22 protein-coding genes are annotated in these 17,271 nt (G+C 67.4%); 6 read left to right on the top strand and 16 right to left on the bottom strand.

Translation table 11 applies throughout. From position 1 onward, the window contains the following. The first annotated feature begins 16 nt into the window (after positions 1–16). From hscA to udk, 5 genes are all read left to right on the top strand, one after another. Positions 17–1,876, top strand: a complete 1,860-nt coding sequence (hscA, locus tag C8E02_RS09210) for a Fe-S protein assembly chaperone HscA (protein ID WP_120810538.1) — start codon at positions 17–19, stop codon at positions 1,874–1,876. Positions 1,877–1,928: 52 nt separating this feature from the next. Next, on the top strand, positions 1,929–2,270 hold the full coding sequence (fdx, locus tag C8E02_RS09205; RefSeq protein WP_047966868.1) for an ISC system 2Fe-2S type ferredoxin: 342 nt from the start codon (positions 1,929–1,931) through the stop codon (positions 2,268–2,270). Positions 2,271–2,297: 27 nt separating this feature from the next. Beyond that, entirely contained in the window at positions 2,298–2,492 is a 195-nt protein-coding gene (iscX, locus tag C8E02_RS09200) for a Fe-S cluster assembly protein IscX (RefSeq protein WP_047966869.1), read from the top strand. A 271-nt stretch (positions 2,493–2,763) separates the two neighbouring features. After that, on the top strand, positions 2,764–3,399 hold the full coding sequence (locus C8E02_RS09195) for a glutathione S-transferase family protein (protein WP_047966870.1): 636 nt from the start codon (positions 2,764–2,766) through the stop codon (positions 3,397–3,399). A gap of 135 nt (positions 3,400–3,534) precedes the next feature. Beyond that, positions 3,535–4,149, top strand: coding sequence for a uridine kinase (udk, locus tag C8E02_RS09190; RefSeq protein ID WP_047966871.1), 615 nt, complete (start codon positions 3,535–3,537; stop codon positions 4,147–4,149). Between the two features lie 227 nt (positions 4,150–4,376). Here the strand turns inward: udk and C8E02_RS09185 are convergent, their stop codons facing one another. The 12 genes from C8E02_RS09185 to flgB are packed head-to-tail and all read right to left on the bottom strand — an operon-like array spanning position 4,377 to position 14,101. Continuing rightward, positions 4,377–5,414: a hypothetical protein gene (locus tag C8E02_RS09185; protein WP_120810537.1), complete on the bottom strand. Its 1,038-nt coding sequence runs from the start codon at positions 5,412–5,414 to the stop codon at positions 4,377–4,379. A 13-nt stretch (positions 5,415–5,427) separates the two neighbouring features. Continuing rightward, positions 5,428–6,339 carry a flagellar hook-associated protein FlgL gene (gene flgL / locus C8E02_RS09180; RefSeq protein WP_047966872.1) on the bottom strand — a complete coding sequence of 304 codons (912 nt, stop codon included), beginning with the start codon at positions 6,337–6,339 and terminating at the stop codon, positions 5,428–5,430. 10 nt (positions 6,340–6,349) lie between these two features. After that, complete coding sequence (gene flgK / locus C8E02_RS09175) at positions 6,350–7,723, bottom strand: flagellar hook-associated protein FlgK (protein WP_120810536.1); 1,374 nt, start codon at positions 7,721–7,723, stop codon at positions 6,350–6,352. Between the two features lie 9 nt (positions 7,724–7,732). Further along, positions 7,733–8,161, bottom strand: a complete 429-nt coding sequence (locus tag C8E02_RS09170; protein WP_120810535.1) for a flagellar biosynthesis protein FlgJ — start codon at positions 8,159–8,161, stop codon at positions 7,733–7,735. After that, the gene (locus tag C8E02_RS09165) at positions 8,161–9,261 is read right to left on the bottom strand and encodes a flagellar basal body P-ring protein FlgI (RefSeq protein ID WP_120810534.1); all 1,101 of its coding nucleotides are present in this window, start codon (positions 9,259–9,261) and stop codon (positions 8,161–8,163) included. Before C8E02_RS09165 ends, C8E02_RS09170 begins: the two co-directional genes overlap by 1 nt. An 8-nt stretch (positions 9,262–9,269) precedes the next feature. Then, entirely contained in the window at positions 9,270–9,914 is a 645-nt protein-coding gene (flgH, locus tag C8E02_RS09160; protein ID WP_120810533.1) for a flagellar basal body L-ring protein FlgH, read from the bottom strand. Continuing rightward, positions 9,911–10,699 (bottom strand): flagellar basal-body rod protein FlgG, encoded by a 789-nt coding sequence (gene flgG / locus C8E02_RS09155; RefSeq protein ID WP_120810532.1) that lies wholly within the window; start codon positions 10,697–10,699, stop codon positions 9,911–9,913. Before flgG ends, flgH begins: the two co-directional genes overlap by 4 nt. Before the next feature lie 14 nt (positions 10,700–10,713). Further along, on the bottom strand, positions 10,714–11,439 hold the full coding sequence (locus C8E02_RS09150; RefSeq protein ID WP_120810531.1) for a flagellar basal body rod protein FlgF: 726 nt from the start codon (positions 11,437–11,439) through the stop codon (positions 10,714–10,716). A gap of 2 nt (positions 11,440–11,441) precedes the next feature. Next, complete coding sequence (locus C8E02_RS09145) at positions 11,442–12,632, bottom strand: flagellar hook protein FlgE (RefSeq protein WP_120810530.1); 1,191 nt, start codon at positions 12,630–12,632, stop codon at positions 11,442–11,444. Between the two features lie 6 nt (positions 12,633–12,638). After that, the gene (locus tag C8E02_RS09140; protein ID WP_120810529.1) at positions 12,639–13,325 is read right to left on the bottom strand and encodes a flagellar hook capping FlgD N-terminal domain-containing protein; all 687 of its coding nucleotides are present in this window, start codon (positions 13,323–13,325) and stop codon (positions 12,639–12,641) included. Then, positions 13,325–13,738 carry a flagellar basal body rod protein FlgC gene (flgC, locus tag C8E02_RS09135; RefSeq protein ID WP_047966881.1) on the bottom strand — a complete coding sequence of 138 codons (414 nt, stop codon included), beginning with the start codon at positions 13,736–13,738 and terminating at the stop codon, positions 13,325–13,327. The genes C8E02_RS09140 and flgC overlap by 1 nt, the downstream gene beginning before the upstream one ends. Positions 13,739–13,741: 3 nt before the next feature. Further along, complete coding sequence (flgB, locus tag C8E02_RS09130; RefSeq protein WP_047966882.1) at positions 13,742–14,101, bottom strand: flagellar basal body rod protein FlgB; 360 nt, start codon at positions 14,099–14,101, stop codon at positions 13,742–13,744. 130 nt (positions 14,102–14,231) lie between these two features. Here flgB and flgA point away from each other — a divergent pair, with 130 nt between their 5' ends. Continuing rightward, complete coding sequence (flgA, locus tag C8E02_RS09125) at positions 14,232–14,957, top strand: flagellar basal body P-ring formation chaperone FlgA (protein ID WP_120810528.1); 726 nt, start codon at positions 14,232–14,234, stop codon at positions 14,955–14,957. Positions 14,958–15,020: 63 nt separating this feature from the next. Here flgA and C8E02_RS09120 read toward each other — a convergent pair whose 3' ends face one another. The 4 genes from C8E02_RS09120 to C8E02_RS09105 form a co-directional block, all read right to left on the bottom strand. Continuing rightward, complete coding sequence (locus C8E02_RS09120) at positions 15,021–15,725, bottom strand: glucosaminidase domain-containing protein (protein ID WP_120810527.1); 705 nt, start codon at positions 15,723–15,725, stop codon at positions 15,021–15,023. Then, positions 15,712–16,143: a flagellar export chaperone FlgN gene (gene flgN / locus C8E02_RS09115; protein WP_120810526.1), complete on the bottom strand. Its 432-nt coding sequence runs from the start codon at positions 16,141–16,143 to the stop codon at positions 15,712–15,714. Before flgN ends, C8E02_RS09120 begins: the two co-directional genes overlap by 14 nt. Positions 16,144–16,145: 2 nt before the next feature. Beyond that, entirely contained in the window at positions 16,146–16,409 is a 264-nt protein-coding gene (gene flgM / locus C8E02_RS09110; RefSeq protein ID WP_120810525.1) for a flagellar biosynthesis anti-sigma factor FlgM, read from the bottom strand. Positions 16,410–16,493: 84 nt separating this feature from the next. Continuing rightward, positions 16,494–17,177 carry a Crp/Fnr family transcriptional regulator gene (locus tag C8E02_RS09105; RefSeq protein WP_120810524.1) on the bottom strand — a complete coding sequence of 228 codons (684 nt, stop codon included), beginning with the start codon at positions 17,175–17,177 and terminating at the stop codon, positions 16,494–16,496. Positions 17,178–17,271: the final 94 nt, after the last annotated feature.

The following is a 17,271-nucleotide window of genomic DNA, read 5'->3' as shown; positions in this document are numbered from 1 at the left end:
AGAGTAGCTAGCAGCCATGGCCCTACTGCAAATCGCCGAACCCGGCTTATCCGCCGCCCCGCACCAGCACCGTCTGGCGGTCGGGATCGACCTTGGCACCACCAACTCGCTGGTCGCCACCGTGAAAAGCGGTGCCGCCACCGTGCTGCCAGACGAACACGGCCGCAGCCTGCTGCCGTCGGTGGTGCGCTACCGCGAAGACGGCCGCACCATCGTCGGTTTCGAGGCACAGGCGGAACAGAGCCGCGACCCGAACAACACCATCGTGTCGGTGAAACGCTTCATGGGCCGCGGCCTGGCCGACCTGCTGGACGTGGCGCGCAGCCCGTACCGCTTCGTCGACGCGCCGGGCATGGTGCAGCTGGTGACCCGCGCCGGCCACAAGAGCCCGGTGGAAGTGTCCGCCGATATCCTGCGCAGCCTGCGTGAACGCGCCGAGGCCAGCCTCGGCGGCGAGCTGATCGGCGCGGTGATCACCGTGCCGGCCTACTTCGACGACGCGCAGCGCCAGGCGACCAAGGACGCCGCGCGTCTGGCCGGCCTCAACGTGCTGCGCCTCCTGAACGAGCCGACCGCTGCCGCCATCGCCTACGGGCTGGATAACGGCGCCGAGGGCACCTATGTGGTGTACGACCTCGGCGGCGGCACCTTCGACGTGTCGGTGCTGGCGCTGACCCGCGGCGTGTTCGAGGTGCTGGCAACCAGCGGCGACTCCTCGCTCGGAGGCGACGACTTCGACCACCGCATCTACTGCTGGATCCTGGAACAGGCCGGCCTGCACGGCCTGTCCGCGCACGACACCCGCCTGCTGCTGACCCGCGCTCGCGAGGCGAAGGAAGCGCTGACCGAGCACGCCGACACCCGCATCACCGCGCTGTTGTCCGACGGCCAGACCATCGACCTGCAACTGTCGCAGGCCACCTTCCACGCCATCAGCAAGACGCTGATCGACAAGACGCTGCTGCCGGTACGCAAGGCGCTGCGCGACGCCAAGATCGGCGCCGAGGACGTCAAGGGCGTGGTGATGGTCGGCGGCGCCACCCGCATGCCGCAGGTACAAAAAGCCGTCGGTGATTTCTTCGGCACCCCGCCGCTGACCAACCTCGACCCGGACAAGGTGGTGGCGCTGGGCGCCGCCATCCAGGCCAACGTGCTGGCCGGCAACAAGGGCGACGACGAGTGGCTGCTGCTGGACGTGATCCCGCTGTCGCTGGGGCTGGAAACCATGGGCGGCCTCACCGAGAAGATCATCCCGCGCAACAGCACCATCCCGATCGCGCGGGCGCAGGAATTTACCACCTTCAAGGACGGCCAGACCGCCCTCTCCGTGCACATCCTGCAGGGCGAGCGCGAACTGGTGTCCGATTGCCGCAGCCTGGCCAAGTTCGTGCTGCGCGGCATTCCGCCGATGGTGGCCGGCGCCGCGCGCATCCGCGTTACCTTCCAGGTCGACGCCGACGGCCTGCTGGCGGTGACCGCACGCGAGATGATCTCCGGCGTCGAGGCCAGCATCGAGGTGAAACCGTCCTACGGCCTGTCCGATGACGAGATCACGCGCATGCTGAGCGACTCGATCGCCCACGTCGCCGACGACATCAACGCGCGCAAGCTGCGCGAGGCGATCGTCGACGCCGACAGCCTGCTGGACGCGCTGGACGCTGCACTGGCCAGCGACGCCGACCTGCTGGACGACGGCGAGCGCGCCACACTGGACGCCGCGATGCAGGCACTGCGCGACGCCATCGCCGCCGAGAGCACCAAGGACATCAACGCCTGCTCGCACAAGCTCAACCAGGCCAGTGAACCGTTTGCCGCGCGCCGCATGGATCGCAACATCCAGCGCGCGCTGACCGGCAAGAACATCGAAACCCTGTAAGCCTTGCGGCCAACGTTGGCCGCAACGCAGAACGACACCAGAAGGATTGACCATGCCGCGTATCATTGTGCTGCCACACGCCGACCTGTGCCCCGAGGGCGCCGTGCTCGACGATGTCGCCACCGGCACCACCGTGTGCGAAGCCCTGCTCGCCCATGACATCGAAATCGAACACGCTTGCGAGATGTCCTGCGCCTGCACCACCTGCCACGTCATCGTGCGCGAAGGCTTCAACTCGCTGCCGCCGTCCGACGACCTGGAAGACGACATGCTGGACAAGGCCTGGGGGCTGGAAGCGCAGTCGCGCCTGTCCTGTCAGGCCATCGTCACCAGCGAGGACCTGGTGGTGGAGATCCCGCGCTACACCATCAACCACGCCCGCGAACACCACTGAGCCACGCCGCATCCAAGGAGACGCGCCATGAAATGGACCGACATCAACGATATCGCCATCGAACTGTACGAGGCGCATCCGGACATCGACCCGACCACCATCCGCTTCGTCGAGCTGCACAACTGGGTGGTAGACCTGCCCGGTTTTGACGACGACCACAGCCGCGGTGGCGAAAAGGTGCTGGAAGCGATCCAGCAGGCCTGGATCAACGAAGCCGACTAGCGCCTGTTCAAAGTCTCGCGCGCTCACGCGAGACAAGGCGAAAACGGCAGAGGAAGCGCGTTTATCCAGATATAAACCCGCATGCCGAGGCCGTTTTCAACGCCGTATCGCCCCCTGTCGAGAGCAGTCGCTGCAGACATTGAACAGACCCTGACAACGTTGGCCGCAACAGCCGTCACGCCCTGCCCGCCCCGGCAGGGCGTTTTGCTTGTCCTGATGCCGGTGCTGGGCTGTAATGCAGCATGACCCTCAATCCTGCACTGGAGCCATCATGCTGACCCTCGTCATCGGCAACAAGAACTTCTCGTCGTGGTCGCTGCGGCCGTGGCTGGTACTGAAACAGCTGGGCGAGCCGTTCGCCGAGAAACACATCCACCTCTACCACCCGGACAGCAAGCAGCAGCTGCTGGCCGCCAATCCCGCCGGCAAGGTGCCGGTGCTGTTCGACGGCCTGCTGCGGGTGCACGACTCGCTGGCGATCTGCGAATACCTCGCCGAGCTGTTCCCGGCGGCGCGGCTGTGGCCGCAGGAACGCGCCGACCGCGCCGAGGCGCGCGCCATCAGCGCCGAGATGCACGCCGGTTTCACCGCGCTGCGCAGCGAGATGCCGATGAACGCCTGCCTGCGTACCCAGCTGCAACCGTCCGCCGACTGCGCCGCCGACATCGCGCGCATTACCGCCATCTGGCGCCAGCTGCGCCAGCGTTTCGTCGCCGACGGCGACTTCCTGTTCGGCCACTTCGGCATCGCCGACGCCATGTTCGCGCCGGTGGTGCTGCGCTTTGTCAGCTACGGCGTGACGCTGGACCCGGTATCGCAGGCCTACGCCGACAGCCTGCTGTCGCTGCCGGCCATGCAGCAATGGCTGGATGAGGCGGAACTGGAGCAGGCCGCCACCGACGCCTGACCATGCCGTTGCCAGAAAACAGCCGGCCACGGCGTTTTTCTGGCATATCCGGCCAGCAATGACGCATTGCCGATGGAGAAGTTGGCGGCAAGTCATTAGAATGGCCGGTTTTTCATTTCGATCGGGCACAGACAAATGACGACTCCGTTCATCATCGGCGTCGCTGGCGGCAGCGGCAGCGGCAAAACCACGGTGACCCGCAAGGTGCTGGAAACCATAGGCGCAGAGATGGCGGCGGTGATCGTGCAGGATGACTACTACCGCGACCAGAGCCACCTCAGTTTCGAGCAGCGCCTCGCCACCAACTACGACCACCCGCACGCCTTCGACTGGCCGCTGCTGATCGAGCACATCGACGAGCTGCGCTGCGGCCGCGCCATCGAGATGCCGAGCTACGACTTCACCAACCACACCCGCGCCAGCCGCACCGTGACCATCCAGCCGGCGCCGGTGATCGTGATCGAGGGCCTGTTTCCGCTGTACGACGCCGCACTGCGCGAGATGATGTCGCTGAAGATCTTCGTCGACACCGACGCCGACGTGCGTTTCATCCGCCGCCTGAAGCGCGACATCGCCGAGCGCGGTCGCACCACCGACAGCGTGATCGAGCAGTACCTGGCCACGGTGCGCCCGATGCACAACCAGTTCATCGAGCCGACCAAGCGCTTTGCCGACGTGATCCTGCCGCACGGCGCCAACGATCCGGCGGTGGATATCATCACCACCAAGGTGGCCAGCCTGATCGCCTGAGAACCTGTTCAATGTCTGCTGTGCTTCGGCGATACGGCGTTAAAAACGCCTTCGGAATGCTCATTTACTACTTGTAAACTCCGCTTCCTCAGTCGTTTTCGCCTTGTCTCGCTCTAGCTCGCGAGACTTTGAACAGGCTCTGATGCACCAGCGCACACGCGACAAGGGCGTGTCTCCGTCACGGAGGCACGCCCTTTTTTTGCGGCCAACCTTTGCCGCGCCGTCGGCTACGGCAACGCCAGCAGTGACAGCACGCGGTAACGGCTGACGCCCAGCAGCGCCGGCACCACCTCGTACAGCCCCGACTCGCTGTCCGGCGTGTTGAAGCGGGCATTGAAATCGTTGACGAAGCCGTCGGCCCACAGCTGTTCGCTCATCTGCGACAGCTGCGCGATGGCGTGGCGCACCTCGGCCATCGCACGACTGATGGCGGCGCGCGACAGCTGCAGCTGGTCCAGCGCGCGCAGTACCTTCTGCAGCGTCTGGCGGGTGCCGGCATGGTCGGCGCTTTGCCACTGCTGCGGCTGCAGCGCCTGCTCCGTCGGCTGCAGTTTCAGGTGCTGCGGCTGGCCGGCGGGGAAGCGGATGCCGCCGCCGCGCAGGCTGAAACGCTCGCGCACGCCCTGCCACGCCGTTTCCGCCACCGAAAACTGCAGCTGCCCCTGTTCGTCCAGCTGCGGCTGGATGCCGGACGGCGCCAGCGCGCGACCGAGCGCGGCCAGCAGCGCCGCTTCGCTCAGCGGCTCGCCGACCTTGACCGCCGCCGGGCCGCTGCCCGGCTCGCCGCTGAAGAACACCAGCGTTTCCGGTGCGCCCTGGGTCAGGTTGGCGATTTCCAGGCCGCGCACGGTGAAGGTCTGCCGCGCGTCGGCGGCGAGGCGGAACTGCAAACGGCTGTCGAGACTGCCGCCGCTGGCCGCGCCGCGCCGCGACCACTGCTGCGCCACCTGCTCGATGCCGCGCGCCAGCCGCGCGCTGTCCACCCGCCGCTGCGTCAGCTGGCCGCTGAGTTCGCCTTTCAGCGCCTCCAGCTGGCCGGCCAGGCCGTCGACAAAGCCGAGCGCGCGCTGCGCCGCGGTCAGTTGCTGGTTGAGCTGGCTGCTGTAGCGCCAGTGATCGCCGCCGCTGCGCGGCAGTGACGGCGACGGCGTGCTGGCGGGGGTGGCCGGCGCGGCGCCGGCGTTGCTGGCCGGGGCCGGACTGCCGGCGCCGGGACGTGCCAGCGGCTGGCGCGGGCTGTCCAGATGAAGCGAAGAGCGACTCATGGTGCGGCCAACCTTACAGCACGTCGAACAGCGTCAGGCTGCTGACGCGGCCGTAGGCCTTCTGGCTGGACTGCAGCGCCAGCATGTAGCTGTTCATGTTGATATTGGCCTGCGCGTAATCCAGGCTTTCCAGCTGGGTGATGCTCTGCTGGTTGGAAAGGCTGACGTTGCCGTGGTTATCGGCCATCATCTGCAGCGTGTTCTGGCTGCTGCCCAGTTGCGAGATCTTGCTGGTATTGCGGTTGTGCGCCACGTCCAGCGCCTGCAGCGTGGCGCTCAGCTGGCTGCCGGTGGCCGGGTCCTGCGGGTTCAGCGCCGGGTCCTGCAGCACGGCGATGGTCGCGTCCAGGCTGTTGAGGAAGTCCGGCAGGTGTTCCAGCGTCACGTTGGCGGCCTGGGTCACGCCGTGGCCGACCATCACCTGCTGCGGCAGGCTGTTGCCAGTGAAGCTGTAGCGGCTGCCGGCCGGCTGCGCCGCATCGAGGCTCAGCGCCGGCTGCGCGATGGCGGTGCCGGAGAACAGGTAGCGCCCCTCCTGGTCCTTGCTGTTGGCGGCGTAGAACAGGCTGTCGCGCAGGCTCTGCAGCGGCCCGGCCATGTCGCGCAGGTCCTGCGCGGTGTAACTGCCTTCCAGCGTCATCAGCAGCAGGTCGCGCACGTCGAGCATGTCGCGCCCCATGCCGGCCAGATAGGACTCGTTCACCGACAGCTTGCTGCGCACGCTGGCGATGTTGTCACGGTACTGCCCCAGCGCCGCCTCTTCCCGCCCCAGGCGCAGCAGGCGCACGCTGGCGATCGGGTCGTCGGACGGCAGCAGCAGGCGCTTGCCGGACGACATCTGCTGCAGCAGCTCGGCGGTCTTGGCGCTGGTCTGGTCCAGCGCCAGGCTCATGGCGGTGTGGTACTGGGTACTGGCGATGCGCATCGGCGGCTCCTTACAGCATGGCCAGCGTGCTGTCGAACAGCTCGTTGGCGACGGCGATCACTTTCATGTTCGCCTGGTACATTTTCTGGAATTCGATCAGGTTGACCGCTTCTTCGTCGTTGTTGACGCTGCTGGTCGACTTCCAGCTGCTCTCCGCCTCGGCGCGCACCACCTCGGCGGTGCTCAGCGCCGCCTTGTTCTGCTGGCTGTCGATGGCGAGGCGGCCGGTGAGCTGCGAGTAGGCGTCGCTCAGCGTCACGCTGCCAAGGCCGGGGATCACCACCGGCTGGTCCTTCACCGCGATCAGCGCCAGCAGGTTCTGGCTGTCGCCGGCGGCGGTGGCGTCGCCAGAAAAACCCAGCTGCGACGACTGGATCGCGGCCAGCTGCAGCATGCCGTCGGCGCTGGCGGCGTCAAACACGAACAGCGGTGCGCCAGGGTTGCCGGCCATGTCGAAACCGGCGGCCAGCTGGCCGTTGACGCGGTCGGCCAGTTCCTGCGCCAGCGTGCTCACCGCCGCCACCATCGGGCGCAGCACCGCGCGTTCGTAGTGGTTGAGGCCGCCGAGCTGGCCGCCGACATTGTCATTGGCCAGCACGAAGGTTTCCTGCGCGAAAGCCAGCGTCACCCGCTGCGAGCCGTCCGGCTGCGTGCTGCTGGCGAGCAGAGCGGCGGTGTCGCCCATCACCAGCGGCTGGCCGCTGCGCAGGGTCAGGCTCTTGCTGCCGTCCGGCTGCGACATCACCCGCACGTCGACCAGCGCCGCCAGCTGGTCGATCTGGCGGTCGCGCTCGTCGAGCAGGCCGGAGGTGTTGACTTGCGACGACTGCGCCGCGGCGATCTTGGCGTTGAGGGCCGCGATATTGCCGGACAGGCTGTTGATCTGGGTCAGCGTGGCGCCGCGCTGTTCGTTGACCGACGCCTGCTGCGTGGCATAGACGCGGTTGAGGTGGTTGACGCGCTGCGCCAGCGCACCGGCCTCGCTGATCACCTGGTCGCGCAGCGGGCTGGAGCCGACATCGGCGCTGACCGCGTTCAGCGCGGCGTAAAACTTGTCGAGGCCCACCGACAGGCTGCTGCCGCTGTTGCCCATCACCTGTTCCAGCTGGGTGTAGTACGGACGCGCTGCGCCCAGCTCGCCGCGGCTGGCCGCCGCCTGCCACAGCTGCAGGTTCTTGTAGTCGTCGCTGAAGCGGCGGATGGCGCTGACATCGACGCCGGAGCCGGCACTGTGCGGATCGCCGGCATTGGGCACCAGCGTGGCCAGCACCACGCCCTGGCGCGAGTAGCCGGGGGTCATCACGTTGGCGATGTTCTGGCTGACGGTATTGAGCGCGGCCTGGGCGGCGGCGGTACCGGACAGCGCGTTGTGCACCATGCGCATAGCGTAACCTTACTGACGGAATGGGAGATTCACCGGCATCGCAAAGGCAGCAAGTTCGCTGCCGGCGCCGGCCTGTACTGGGGAATAAGCGACCGCCGCCGGCGATTCCTTAAGTGGCGGCGCCGCATTTTGCGGCAGCAGCTGCGCGATCAGCACCTCGCTGATGCCGAAGCGGCGCTCGCGCGCCAGCTGCTCGGCAATCGCCATGTCGGCAAAATCGAGCATGTCGCTGTTGATGCTGTCGGCAAAGATGCTGTCCGGCCCAGCCATGCTGCGCGTCGCCTTGCGCATCTGCGCCAGCATCTCCTTGATGAACAGCGCCTCGAAGCCTTCCGCCGCGCGCTCGACCTGCTGCCGCTGCGCCGGGGCGATTGCCGTCGCGCTGTCGGCCGTTGCGGCCAACGTTGCGCCGCTGTCAGGGGAAAAAACCGTTTCCATCAGATCACCACCAGTTCGCCGTCGATGGCGCCAGCCTGGTCCAGCGCCTGCAGGATGGCCATGATGTCGTCCGGGGTGGCGCCGGTGCTGTTGACGGTGTCGATGATGCTCTGCAGCCGCGCGCCGGCCGGCCACTGGAACATGCGGCCCTCGCCCTGCTCCACCCGCAATTGCGATTCTGGCACCGTGGTCGTGGTGCCGTTGCTGAAGGCGCCGGGCTGGCTGACCTGCTGCCGCTCGGAAATCACCACCTTCAGGCTGCCGTGCGATACCGCCGCCGGGCGTACCGTCACCCCCTGGCTGACCACCACGGTGCCGGTGCGCGAATTGAATACCACCCTGGGCAGCTCGCCGCCGACGTTGATGTTCAGCGCCTGCAGCCGTGCGACGAAGGCGACGCGCGCGGTCGGGTCCGCCGGTGCCTGCACCTCGATGGCGGTGGCGTTGCGGGTGCTGGCGATGCGGCCGAAGCGCTGGTTGATGGCGTTGACCACGTTGGTGGCGGTCTCGAAATTGGGTTTCTTCAGGCTGAAGTGGACGCTGGGGCCGCTGTCGAAATCGCTGGCGATCTCGCGCTCCACCGAGGCGCCGTTGGGAATGCGGCCGGAGGTCGGGGTGTTGACGGTGATGCTGGAGCCGCTCTTGCCCTGCGCCGACAGCCCGGCGATCACCACATTGCCCTGCGCCAGCGCGTAGATTTCGCCGTCGGCGGCGCGCAGCTGCGTCAGCAACAGGGTGCCGCCGCGCAGGCTCTTGGCGTCGCCCAGCGACGACACCGTGACGTCGATGGTCTGGCCGCGGCGGTAGCCGGGCGGCAGCACCGCGCTGACCGTCACCGCCGCCACGTTCTTCACTTTCGGATCGGCCTGCTCGCCCTGCTGCAGGCCCAGCTGTTTCAGCAGGTTGGCCACCGCCTGGCCGGTGAACTTGACCTGCGAATTGTCGCCGCTGCCGTCGAGGCCGACCACGATGCCGTAGCCGATCAGCTGGTTGTCGCGGATGCCCTCGACGTGCACCAGGTTGCGCAAGGGTTGCGCCTGCGCCGGGAGGAGGCTGCCGCACAGCAGCAGCGCGAACAGCACGGAAAGAAGTTTCGGCATGATTTCTCTTAGAACGGCATCCACGGACTGGTAAAGAAGCGCGTCAGCCAGCCGGGGGCGTTGGCGTCGCTGAGCGCGCCGCGGCCGGAATAGGCGATGCGGGCATTGGCGATGCGCAGCGAGGACACGCGGTTGCGCGCGTCGATGTCGTCGCTGCGCACGTAGCCGGCCAGACGCAGGAATTCCTCGCCCTGGTTCAGCGTCAGCTGCTTCTCGCCCTTGATCAGCAGCAGGCCGTTGGGCAGCACCTGCTGCACCACCACGGTCAGCGCACCGGACAGGCTGTTCTGCTGCGATGAGCTGGCGTTGCCGTCAAACTCGCGGCCGGCGGAGATGCCGACCCGGGTGTCGAACTCGCGGGTGCCGATGATGGACGGCGTGATGCTGACGCCGGACTGCTTGTCGAAGCTGGTGCCGGCGCTCTTGCTGGCCTGGGTGGTTTCTTCCAGCAGCACCGTCAGCACGTCGCCGCTGCGAAAGGCGCGCCGGTCGGACAGCAGCGACCAGCCGGCGGCCGGATTGAACACGCCGCCGGCCACGCCCCGCGCCGCCACCTCCGGTACCGGCGGCAGCGGCAGCTCCGCGCTGTCCTGTGCCAGCGGCAGCTGCGCGCAGGCCGACAGCAGCAGCAACAGCGGCAGCAGCGCCTTCATCGCACCGCCTGCGCCAGGTTCTGCATCATGTTGTCGGCGGCGGACAGCACCTTGGTGTTCATCTCGTAGGTGCGCTGCGCGGCGATCATGTCCACCATTTCTTCCACCACCTGCACGTTGGAGCCTTCCAGCGCGCGCTGGCGCAGCTTGCCCAGCGCGTCGCTGCCGGGGTTGCCGACCACCGCCTCGCCGCTGGCGGTGGTCTGCTGGAACAGGTTGTCGCCCAGCGCCAACAGGCCGGTGGGGTTGACGAAGTTGGCCAGCGTCAGCTGCCCGACCTCGGTGGTGGCGGTGCCGCCGGACAGCGTCACCGACACCATGCCGCTGTCGCTGATGTTGACCGCGGTGGTGTCCGCCGGCAGCGTGATCGCCGGCAGCAGCGGCAGGCCCTGCGCGTTGACCAGGCGGCCCTCGGCGTTGACCTGCAGCTGGCCGGCGCGGGTGTAGCCGGTTTCGCCGTTGGCCATCTGCACCTGCAAAAAGCCCTGGCCGACGATGGCCACGTCCAGCGCCTGGCCGGTGGTGTTGATGCTGCCGGTGGTAAAGATCTTCTGGGTGCCGACCAGGCGGGTGCCGTTGCCCAGCTGCACGCCGGACGGCGACAGGTTGTTGTCGTCCACCTGCGCGCCGGGCTGGCGTTCCACCTGGTAGAACAGGTCTTCGAACACCATGCGGTCGCGCTTGAAGCCGACGGTATTGGCGTTGGCGAGGTTGTTGGCGATGGCGCCCAGGCGCGCGTCCTGCGCCTGGATGCCGGTCTTGCTGATCCACAGTGCTGGATTCATGGTGGTTTCTCCTGTCAGCCGCGCACCAGGCGGTTGCCGGCCTCGACCATGTCATTGGCGGCATTGAACATCTTCAACTGCATCTCGAAGCTGCGGTTCAGCGTCATCGAGGCAATCATCTCTTCCACCGCCGATACGTTGCTGCGCTCCAGATGGCCGCCCTGCACCCGTACCGTGTCGTCTGCGGCCAACGTTGGCTCCAGCCGGCTGACGATCAGGCCGTCGCTGGTCTTGCTCAGCTCTTCCGGCGCCGGTTTCACCAGCTTGAGACGGCCGACCGCCTGCATCGCTTCCGAGCCCGGCGGCAGCACCGACACCGTACCGTCGGCGGCTACCTGCACCTGGCGGTGTTCCGGCAGCACGATGGCGCCGCCGTCGCCCAGCACCTGGCGGCCGCCCAGCATCAGCGTGCCGTCGGCGGCAACATCGAACTGGCCGCCCCGGGTGTAGGCCTCGCCGGTGGCGGTGGCGACGGTGAAGAAGCCCTCGCCCTGGATCGCCACGTCCAGCTCGCGGCCGGTCTGCGCGATCACGCCCTGCTTCACCGACACCGCGCTGGGCTGCAGTACCGTCATGTGGCGCGCGTCGTAGCCGTAGCCGGGCACCACCTGGCTGCTGGCGACCTCGATGTCGGCGCGAAAGCCGGGGGTGTCGGCGTTGGCCAGGTTGTTGGCGCGCACCTGCTGCGCCTTGAGGGTGCGGTTGGCACCGCTCATGATGGTGTAGATCAGCGCATCCATGCTCAGACGGCCTGCATCAGGGCCTGGATCACCTGGTTCTCGGTGGAGATCACCTTGGTGTTGGCCTGGTAGTTGCGCTGCGCGGTCATCAGGTTGACCAGCTCGGCGGTAAGGTCGACGTTGGATTGTTCCAGCGCGTTGACCGCCAGCGTGCCGACGTTGCCGCTGCCCGGCGCCGACAGCAGCGCGGTGCCGGAGGCGCCGGATTCGGTCCAGCTGGTATCGGACACCGCCACCAGGCCGTTCTCGTTGGGGAAGGTCGCCAGCGCGATGGTGCCGACGGCGCGTTTCTCGCCGTTGCTGTAGGTGGCGGTGACGGTGCCGTCCTCTTCCAGCCGCAGACCGGTACGGGTGCCGGCGGCGTAGCCGTCGCTGCTGTTCACCGCCGAGGTGGTCTCGCCGGCAAACTGCGAGGTGCCGCTGTAGTCGACGTTGACGCTCAGCGCCGCGGCGCCGGCCGGGGTGCCCAGCGGCAGCGCCACCGGGGCCGCCGGGGCGGTCAGCGGGCCGTCGGTGCCGAAGGTCATCACCGCGGTGGTCGGCAGCAGCGCGCCGTTCATCGCGTAGTGCACGGTCACTTCGTTGGGATTGGTCTTCACGAAGTACTGCGTGACGCTGTGCTTCTGGCCCAGCGAATCGAACACCGTCGACACGCTGGAGCCGTTGAAGGTGGCCGGATTGTCCTTGTCGAACGCCACCGCCGGCGCTACCCAGCCGGAGGACAGGTTGCCGCTGTACGCCAGCGTGCTGCTGGCCTTGGCCGCGACCTGGCCGGTCGGCACCTGGATGTCGCCCAGTGCGCCCAGCGTCCCCGCCGGTGCGCCCTCTACCGCGGCATAGCCCTGCACCTTGCGGCCGAAGGCATCGACCAGCACGCCGTCCTTGTCGGTATTGAAGATGCCGACGCGGGTGTAGGCAACGCTGCCGTTGTTGTCCTTGGTAACGAAGAAGCCGCCGCCCTGGATCGCCGCGTCCAGCGCACGGCCGGTGGCGACCACGCTGCCGCCGCGGCCGATGTTCTGGGTGGTGGAGCCGACCTCGACGCCGGTGGCCTGGCTGCCGGCGTACATCGAGGCGAAGTTGTCGCGGCTGGACTTGAAGCCGTAGGTCCCGGAGTTGGCGATGTTGTTGCTGATGTTGCCAAGCTGGCTATTGACGGCGTTGATGCCGGAAAGCGCGATTTCGAAACTCATGCTGAGTTAGCTCCTGGTAGACGAGGTGCTGCTGGCAGCCCCCAACAGTCGGGTGATCGACGACGCCGGGTACTCACCCAGCCCGGCAAGGGAAAGAATCGGTTCGCCGCCCTGCACCGGCAGCCGCACCGCCTGCACCTCGGCGGCAAACTCCAGCCGCGCGGCAGACTTGGCGGCGGTGATCACCTGCGCCTGGTACTGGCCGGCCGGCAGGCCGTGGGCGGCCGGGTCCAGCGTGAAGGCAAATTCGCCGGCGGCCTGTCGCCCCAGCGTGATCAGCTTGCTGCTGCCATCGGCGCCGGTGAGCTGCAGCTGCACCTCGTCGCTGCCGTCCAGCGTGATGCGGCCGCCGACCGGCTTGCCGTCCAGCAGCAGCTGGTCGGTCTGCACCAGCACCTGCTTGCCGACCTGCTCGCCCAGCGCCAGGCCCTGCAGCTCGCGCATCATCAGCGCATTGCTTTTCAGCTCCGACAGCATGCCCAGCGTGCTCTGCATCTGGTTCATCTGCACCAGCTGGCTGACGAACTGCGCCGGGTCGGTCGGCTCCAGCGGGTTCTGGTTCTTGATCTGCGCCATCAGCAGCGTCATGAACATGTCGCCATCGGCGCCCAGCTGCTGGCCGGCCACCGCGGTGGCCTGCGTGCTGCTGCCGTTCTGGCTGCGCTGGTTGAGCGCGCTTGCGTCGATGGCCATCAGCCTTCTCCCAGTTTCAGCAGGTCCTGCTGCATCACCTTCACCCGCGCCATCACCTCGACGTTGGTCTGGAACGCGCGCGAGGCGGCCATCATGTCGGTCATCTCTTCCACCGCGTTGACGTTGCCGAAGTAGACGTTGCCGTCCTGGTCGGCCAGCGGATTGGACGGATCGTTCACCTTGCGCACCGGCTTGTCGCTTTTCACCACGTCCAGCACGCGCACGCCGACGCCCTGCCACTCGCCGCTGCCCTGCATCTGGCTGGCGAATACCGGCTTGCGGCCACGAAAGGCGGCGGCCTCGGAGCCGGCGGCGGAATCGGCGTTGGCCAGGTTGCTGGCCACGGTATTGAGGCGCACCGTCTGCGCGGTCATCGCCGAGCCGGCGATACGGGAAATATCTCGGAAGGACATGGTTTATTGCCCGGCAATCACTTTTGCCAGCCCCTTGTATTTCATGTTGAGAAAAGTCAGGCTGACCTGGAAATCGGCGACGTTCTGCGCGAACTCGGCCTGCTCCACGCCCAGCTCCACGGTATTGCCGTCCCGCGACGGATGATTGGGCGTGCGGTACGCCAGCTCGCCACCGTCGGTTTGCAGCAGCAGGCCGCCGCCGGTGTCGGATTCGGCAAGGGCGCTGCGGAAATCGAAATCCCGCGCCTGGTAGCCGGGGGTGCTTTCGTTGGCGATATTGGATGCCAGTACCTTGGTACGCTCGGCACGCAGTTTCAGCGCCTCCGGATGCACGCTCAGCGCCTGACTCAGACTGAAGCCCATTGCCACACCTCTTGCGGTTCTCTTAAGATGGATATGGTGGCAATGATTGACAATCCGGCCACCAGTTATAAGGCGATACTAATTAATCGTCCTGCCGCAAGTACACGTAATAATTACCAAGACCGAGCCAATGGCAATATTCACAAACCGCCCGCCTGCCGCGCTGTGGCGCACGGCAGGCCTGCTGCTGGCCAGCGCCGGCAGCCTGCTGTCGCCGGCCGCGCTGGCCGCCACAGCGGCCGAGCTGGCGCAGCAGAGCGCGCAGCAATGGCTGCTGCAACAGGCCGCCGCCAGCGGCCTGCGCGCACCGCAAGTAAGGCTGCAGGCGCTGCCCGCCCGCCTGGCGCCGGGCAGCTGCCTCGGCAAGCCCGTGGCCGAGATCGGCAGCGACAGCCAGCTTGGCCGCGTGCGGGTACGGGTGCGCTGCCAGGGCGCGGGCGAGATCGGCTACCTGTTCCGCGCCGAAGTCAGCGGCCTGGCACTGGCCGCGACCAGGGACATCGCCCCCGGCCAGGCGCTGAGCACGGCCGACGTCAGCGAGCAGCGCGTGCTGCTGCGCAGCCCGCAGCCGCTGCTGGCTGCGGACGCGGCGCTGGACGGCCTGCGCAGCAAGACGCAAATCCGCCAGGGCACGCCGCTGCGCGGCCTGCTGCTGGAAACGGCGCCGCTGGTGAAACGCGGCATGGCGGTGGCGATCGTCGCCGAACAGGAAGGTATCCGCGTCGAGGTGGCGGGCACGGCGCTGGAAACCGCCGGCAAGGACGAGTGGGTACGGGTGAAGAACGGCAACAGCGGCAAGGTCATCCGCGCCCGCGTCATCGATAGCGGCGTGGTCAGCCCGGAAATCAGCCAGTAATACGCAAGGCCGGCAACGCGGCCGGCATTGCCACGCCGCCGCCATCGCGGCGGCGAGCCGGGTTCAGGCCGGGCCGCGCAGGCGGCTGACGGTCTGCTGCAGCTTGCTGGCGTAGGCAGGATCGGTGGCGTAACCGCCGCGGGCCAGCACCGCGGCAAAGGCGGCGGCATCGCTGCCCACGCCCTGCACCGCCTTGAAGCGCGGCGACGACGACAGCAGGCTGACGTAGTCGGCAAAGGCGCCGTCGTAGTCGGCGTAGGCGCGGAACGGCGCCACCTGCTTCACGTCCACCCCGTCCTGGTGTTCGGTGGTCAGCGCGGCGATGCGCTCGCCGCGCCAGCCCTGGCCGGCCTTGATGCCGAACAGGTTGTGACTGCTGGAGCCGTCGGCACGGCGCAGCGGCGCCTGCCCCCAGCCGGATTCCAGTGCCGCGTGCGCGGCGATGATGTCGGGCGACACCCCCAGCGCGCGCGCCGCCTTCTGCGCGTGCGGCAGGATGTCGCCGAGAAACGCCTGCTGCTGCGCGTCAAGATGACTGCCATCCACCGCCAGCGGCGCCGCGGCCGCCTGCGCCCGCTGCCGCAGCAGCAGCCCTTGCGGCGTCAGCGCCTCGTCGCCGGCCGGAAAGCCCTGGTCGATCAGCGCCACGATCTCCTGCCGCGTGTCGCGGAACACGGCGGCGAACTGGCCGCCGTCCGCCGCCGGCGCGATGCTGCTGGCGGAGGGCGTCATGACCGGGGAGTTGATACGGAAATCAGGGTGCAGCATAGGTATCGCTTTCGCCGAACAGGACGCGCTGGTAGCACTCGTGCTGGTTGAGCAGCAGCTGGCCGTTGCGCTCGTTGAGCTGCTTGCAGTCGGCCGCCAGCGCCTGCAGCGCCTGCCACTGTTGCTGGCAGCGCTGGCGTGCCGGCTCCGGCAGCAGCGCGAACAGCGCCATCAGCGACGGCTTGCGGCCAACGTTGCCGGCCAGCAGCGCCCGCGCCAGCTGTTCGCGGCGCAGGCGGCGTTGCTGCAGCTGCGTCACCAGCTGGCCGATGCGATCGGCGTAGCAGGACAGCGCCGCCGCGTCGTGCCCCAGCGCGGCGGAAAACTGCTGCTCCAGCGCCAGCTGCAGCTGCCGGTAATCGTCCAGATCGCTGTGGATGTCCTGCAGCAACTGTCGCCACTGCGCCTTCGCCGTCATGCTCAGCCCCGGTGATAGGCGGCGATGGTGGCCGCCAGCTTGTTTGCGTCGAGGCTGATTTCGCCGCGCGCCAGCGCGGCACGCACCGCGGCCACCTTGTCGAGGTCGACCTCCGGCAGCGCCTGCAGCACGCCGGCTGCCTGGCTCAGTGGCTGGGCAGCCGGCAGCGGCGCGACCGCGGCCTTGCCGCTGGCGGCCGGCGCCTGGCTGCGGTCGGACTGGATCGCGTTGTCACGCAGTTCGGGACGGAGTGGGGTGATGCGCATGTCGGCCTCGGACAGGAAATAAGACGGTTATCCAGTAAAGGACGACCGTCGCGGCGGAAAACTTAAATCGGCGCCGGCGCCGGCTCAGAAGTTCTCCGGCAGCATCTTCAGCAGCACGATGCGGCGGTTTTCCATGATGATGTAGCGGCCGAACACCAGCTCCTTGAGGATGCGCGCCACCATCTCGCGCGAGGAGCCGATCAGATCGGCGATTTCCTGCTGGGTAAAGGTTTTTTGCAGCTGCATCACGCCGTCACGGGTCACGGTGTAGTCATTGAACAGCAGGCGGATGCGACCGTAGACATCGAGCAGCGCCAGGCTTTTGGCCGACGCCGAGATGCGGCGCACCATGCCGGCCAGCCGCATCAGGATCTGGTTGCGCACCGTGTCGCTGGGCAGGCCGTCGGCGGTGCCGAAAATGCTGATCAGGTCGTTGCGGTTGAACTTGAACAGCAGGCAGTCCTCCTCCGCCATCGCGCTCCAGGCACAGGGGCCGCCGTCAAGGTAGGACACCTCGCCCATCAGCTCGCCGGGGTTGTTGAACATCAGCACGTACTTGCGATTGGCGCTATCGGAGACGTGCGCCTGCAGGCGGCCGCTGACCACCAGGTAGATGGCGGACACGGTCTGCCCTTCCTGGAACACGTACTCGCCCTTGCGCACGCGCAGGGAAATGGCATGGTCGATCACTCTGTCCAAAACCACGGGGGGCTGGTCGGCAAAAAAATCGGTTGCGGCCAACTGCGCCTTGATATCGTCCAGGTTCATTTCTTCACTTCTTCCTACAGTGTGCATTACGGGGTTGCGTTCCCGGCCGGGATCTTCCGGCGGGGTCGTTTTTGATATTGTGATTTGATTGTAA

Origin of the sequence: Vogesella indigofera (assembly GCF_003633895.1) — a bacterium.
Taxonomy (GTDB): Bacteria; Pseudomonadota; Gammaproteobacteria; order Burkholderiales; family Chromobacteriaceae; genus Vogesella; species Vogesella indigofera.
The sequence above is the reverse complement of the archived record's forward strand: the minus strand, read 5'-3'. Positions and strand labels throughout refer to the sequence as shown.

What these genes read in the sequence shown, in the direction of transcription:
- C8E02_RS09120 (WP_120810527.1), bottom strand. Translation starts at nt 15,725, where the DNA reads ATGCTGCACCCTGATTTCCGTATCAACTCCCCGGTCATGACGCCCTCC.
- C8E02_RS09195 (WP_047966870.1), top strand. Translation starts at nt 2,764, where the DNA reads ATGCTGACCCTCGTCATCGGCAACAAGAACTTCTCGTCGTGGTCGCTG.
- flgH (WP_120810533.1), bottom strand. Translation starts at nt 9,914, where the DNA reads ATGAAGGCGCTGCTGCCGCTGTTGCTGCTGCTGTCGGCCTGCGCGCAG.
- flgK (WP_120810536.1), bottom strand. Translation starts at nt 7,723, where the DNA reads ATGCGCATGGTGCACAACGCGCTGTCCGGTACCGCCGCCGCCCAGGCC.
- C8E02_RS09165 (WP_120810534.1), bottom strand. Translation starts at nt 9,261, where the DNA reads ATGCCGAAACTTCTTTCCGTGCTGTTCGCGCTGCTGCTGTGCGGCAGC.
- C8E02_RS09145 (WP_120810530.1), bottom strand. Translation starts at nt 12,632, where the DNA reads ATGAGTTTCGAAATCGCGCTTTCCGGCATCAACGCCGTCAATAGCCAG.
- flgC (WP_047966881.1), bottom strand. Translation starts at nt 13,738, where the DNA reads ATGTCCTTCCGAGATATTTCCCGTATCGCCGGCTCGGCGATGACCGCG.
- C8E02_RS09105 (WP_120810524.1), bottom strand. Translation starts at nt 17,177, where the DNA reads ATGAACCTGGACGATATCAAGGCGCAGTTGGCCGCAACCGATTTTTTT.
- C8E02_RS09140 (WP_120810529.1), bottom strand. Translation starts at nt 13,325, where the DNA reads ATGGCCATCGACGCAAGCGCGCTCAACCAGCGCAGCCAGAACGGCAGC.
- flgA (WP_120810528.1), top strand. Translation starts at nt 14,232, where the DNA reads ATGGCAATATTCACAAACCGCCCGCCTGCCGCGCTGTGGCGCACGGCA.
- flgM (WP_120810525.1), bottom strand. Translation starts at nt 16,409, where the DNA reads ATGCGCATCACCCCACTCCGTCCCGAACTGCGTGACAACGCGATCCAG.
- udk (WP_047966871.1), top strand. Translation starts at nt 3,535, where the DNA reads ATGACGACTCCGTTCATCATCGGCGTCGCTGGCGGCAGCGGCAGCGGC.
- flgG (WP_120810532.1), bottom strand. Translation starts at nt 10,699, where the DNA reads ATGAATCCAGCACTGTGGATCAGCAAGACCGGCATCCAGGCGCAGGAC.
- flgN (WP_120810526.1), bottom strand. Translation starts at nt 16,143, where the DNA reads ATGACGGCGAAGGCGCAGTGGCGACAGTTGCTGCAGGACATCCACAGC.
- C8E02_RS09170 (WP_120810535.1), bottom strand. Translation starts at nt 8,161, where the DNA reads ATGGAAACGGTTTTTTCCCCTGACAGCGGCGCAACGTTGGCCGCAACG.
- flgB (WP_047966882.1), bottom strand. Translation starts at nt 14,101, where the DNA reads ATGGGCTTCAGTCTGAGTCAGGCGCTGAGCGTGCATCCGGAGGCGCTG.
- fdx (WP_047966868.1), top strand. Translation starts at nt 1,929, where the DNA reads ATGCCGCGTATCATTGTGCTGCCACACGCCGACCTGTGCCCCGAGGGC.
- hscA (WP_120810538.1), top strand. Translation starts at nt 17, where the DNA reads ATGGCCCTACTGCAAATCGCCGAACCCGGCTTATCCGCCGCCCCGCAC.
- C8E02_RS09150 (WP_120810531.1), bottom strand. Translation starts at nt 11,439, where the DNA reads ATGGATGCGCTGATCTACACCATCATGAGCGGTGCCAACCGCACCCTC.
- C8E02_RS09185 (WP_120810537.1), bottom strand. Translation starts at nt 5,414, where the DNA reads ATGAGTCGCTCTTCGCTTCATCTGGACAGCCCGCGCCAGCCGCTGGCA.
- flgL (WP_047966872.1), bottom strand. Translation starts at nt 6,339, where the DNA reads ATGCGCATCGCCAGTACCCAGTACCACACCGCCATGAGCCTGGCGCTG.
- iscX (WP_047966869.1), top strand. Translation starts at nt 2,298, where the DNA reads ATGAAATGGACCGACATCAACGATATCGCCATCGAACTGTACGAGGCG.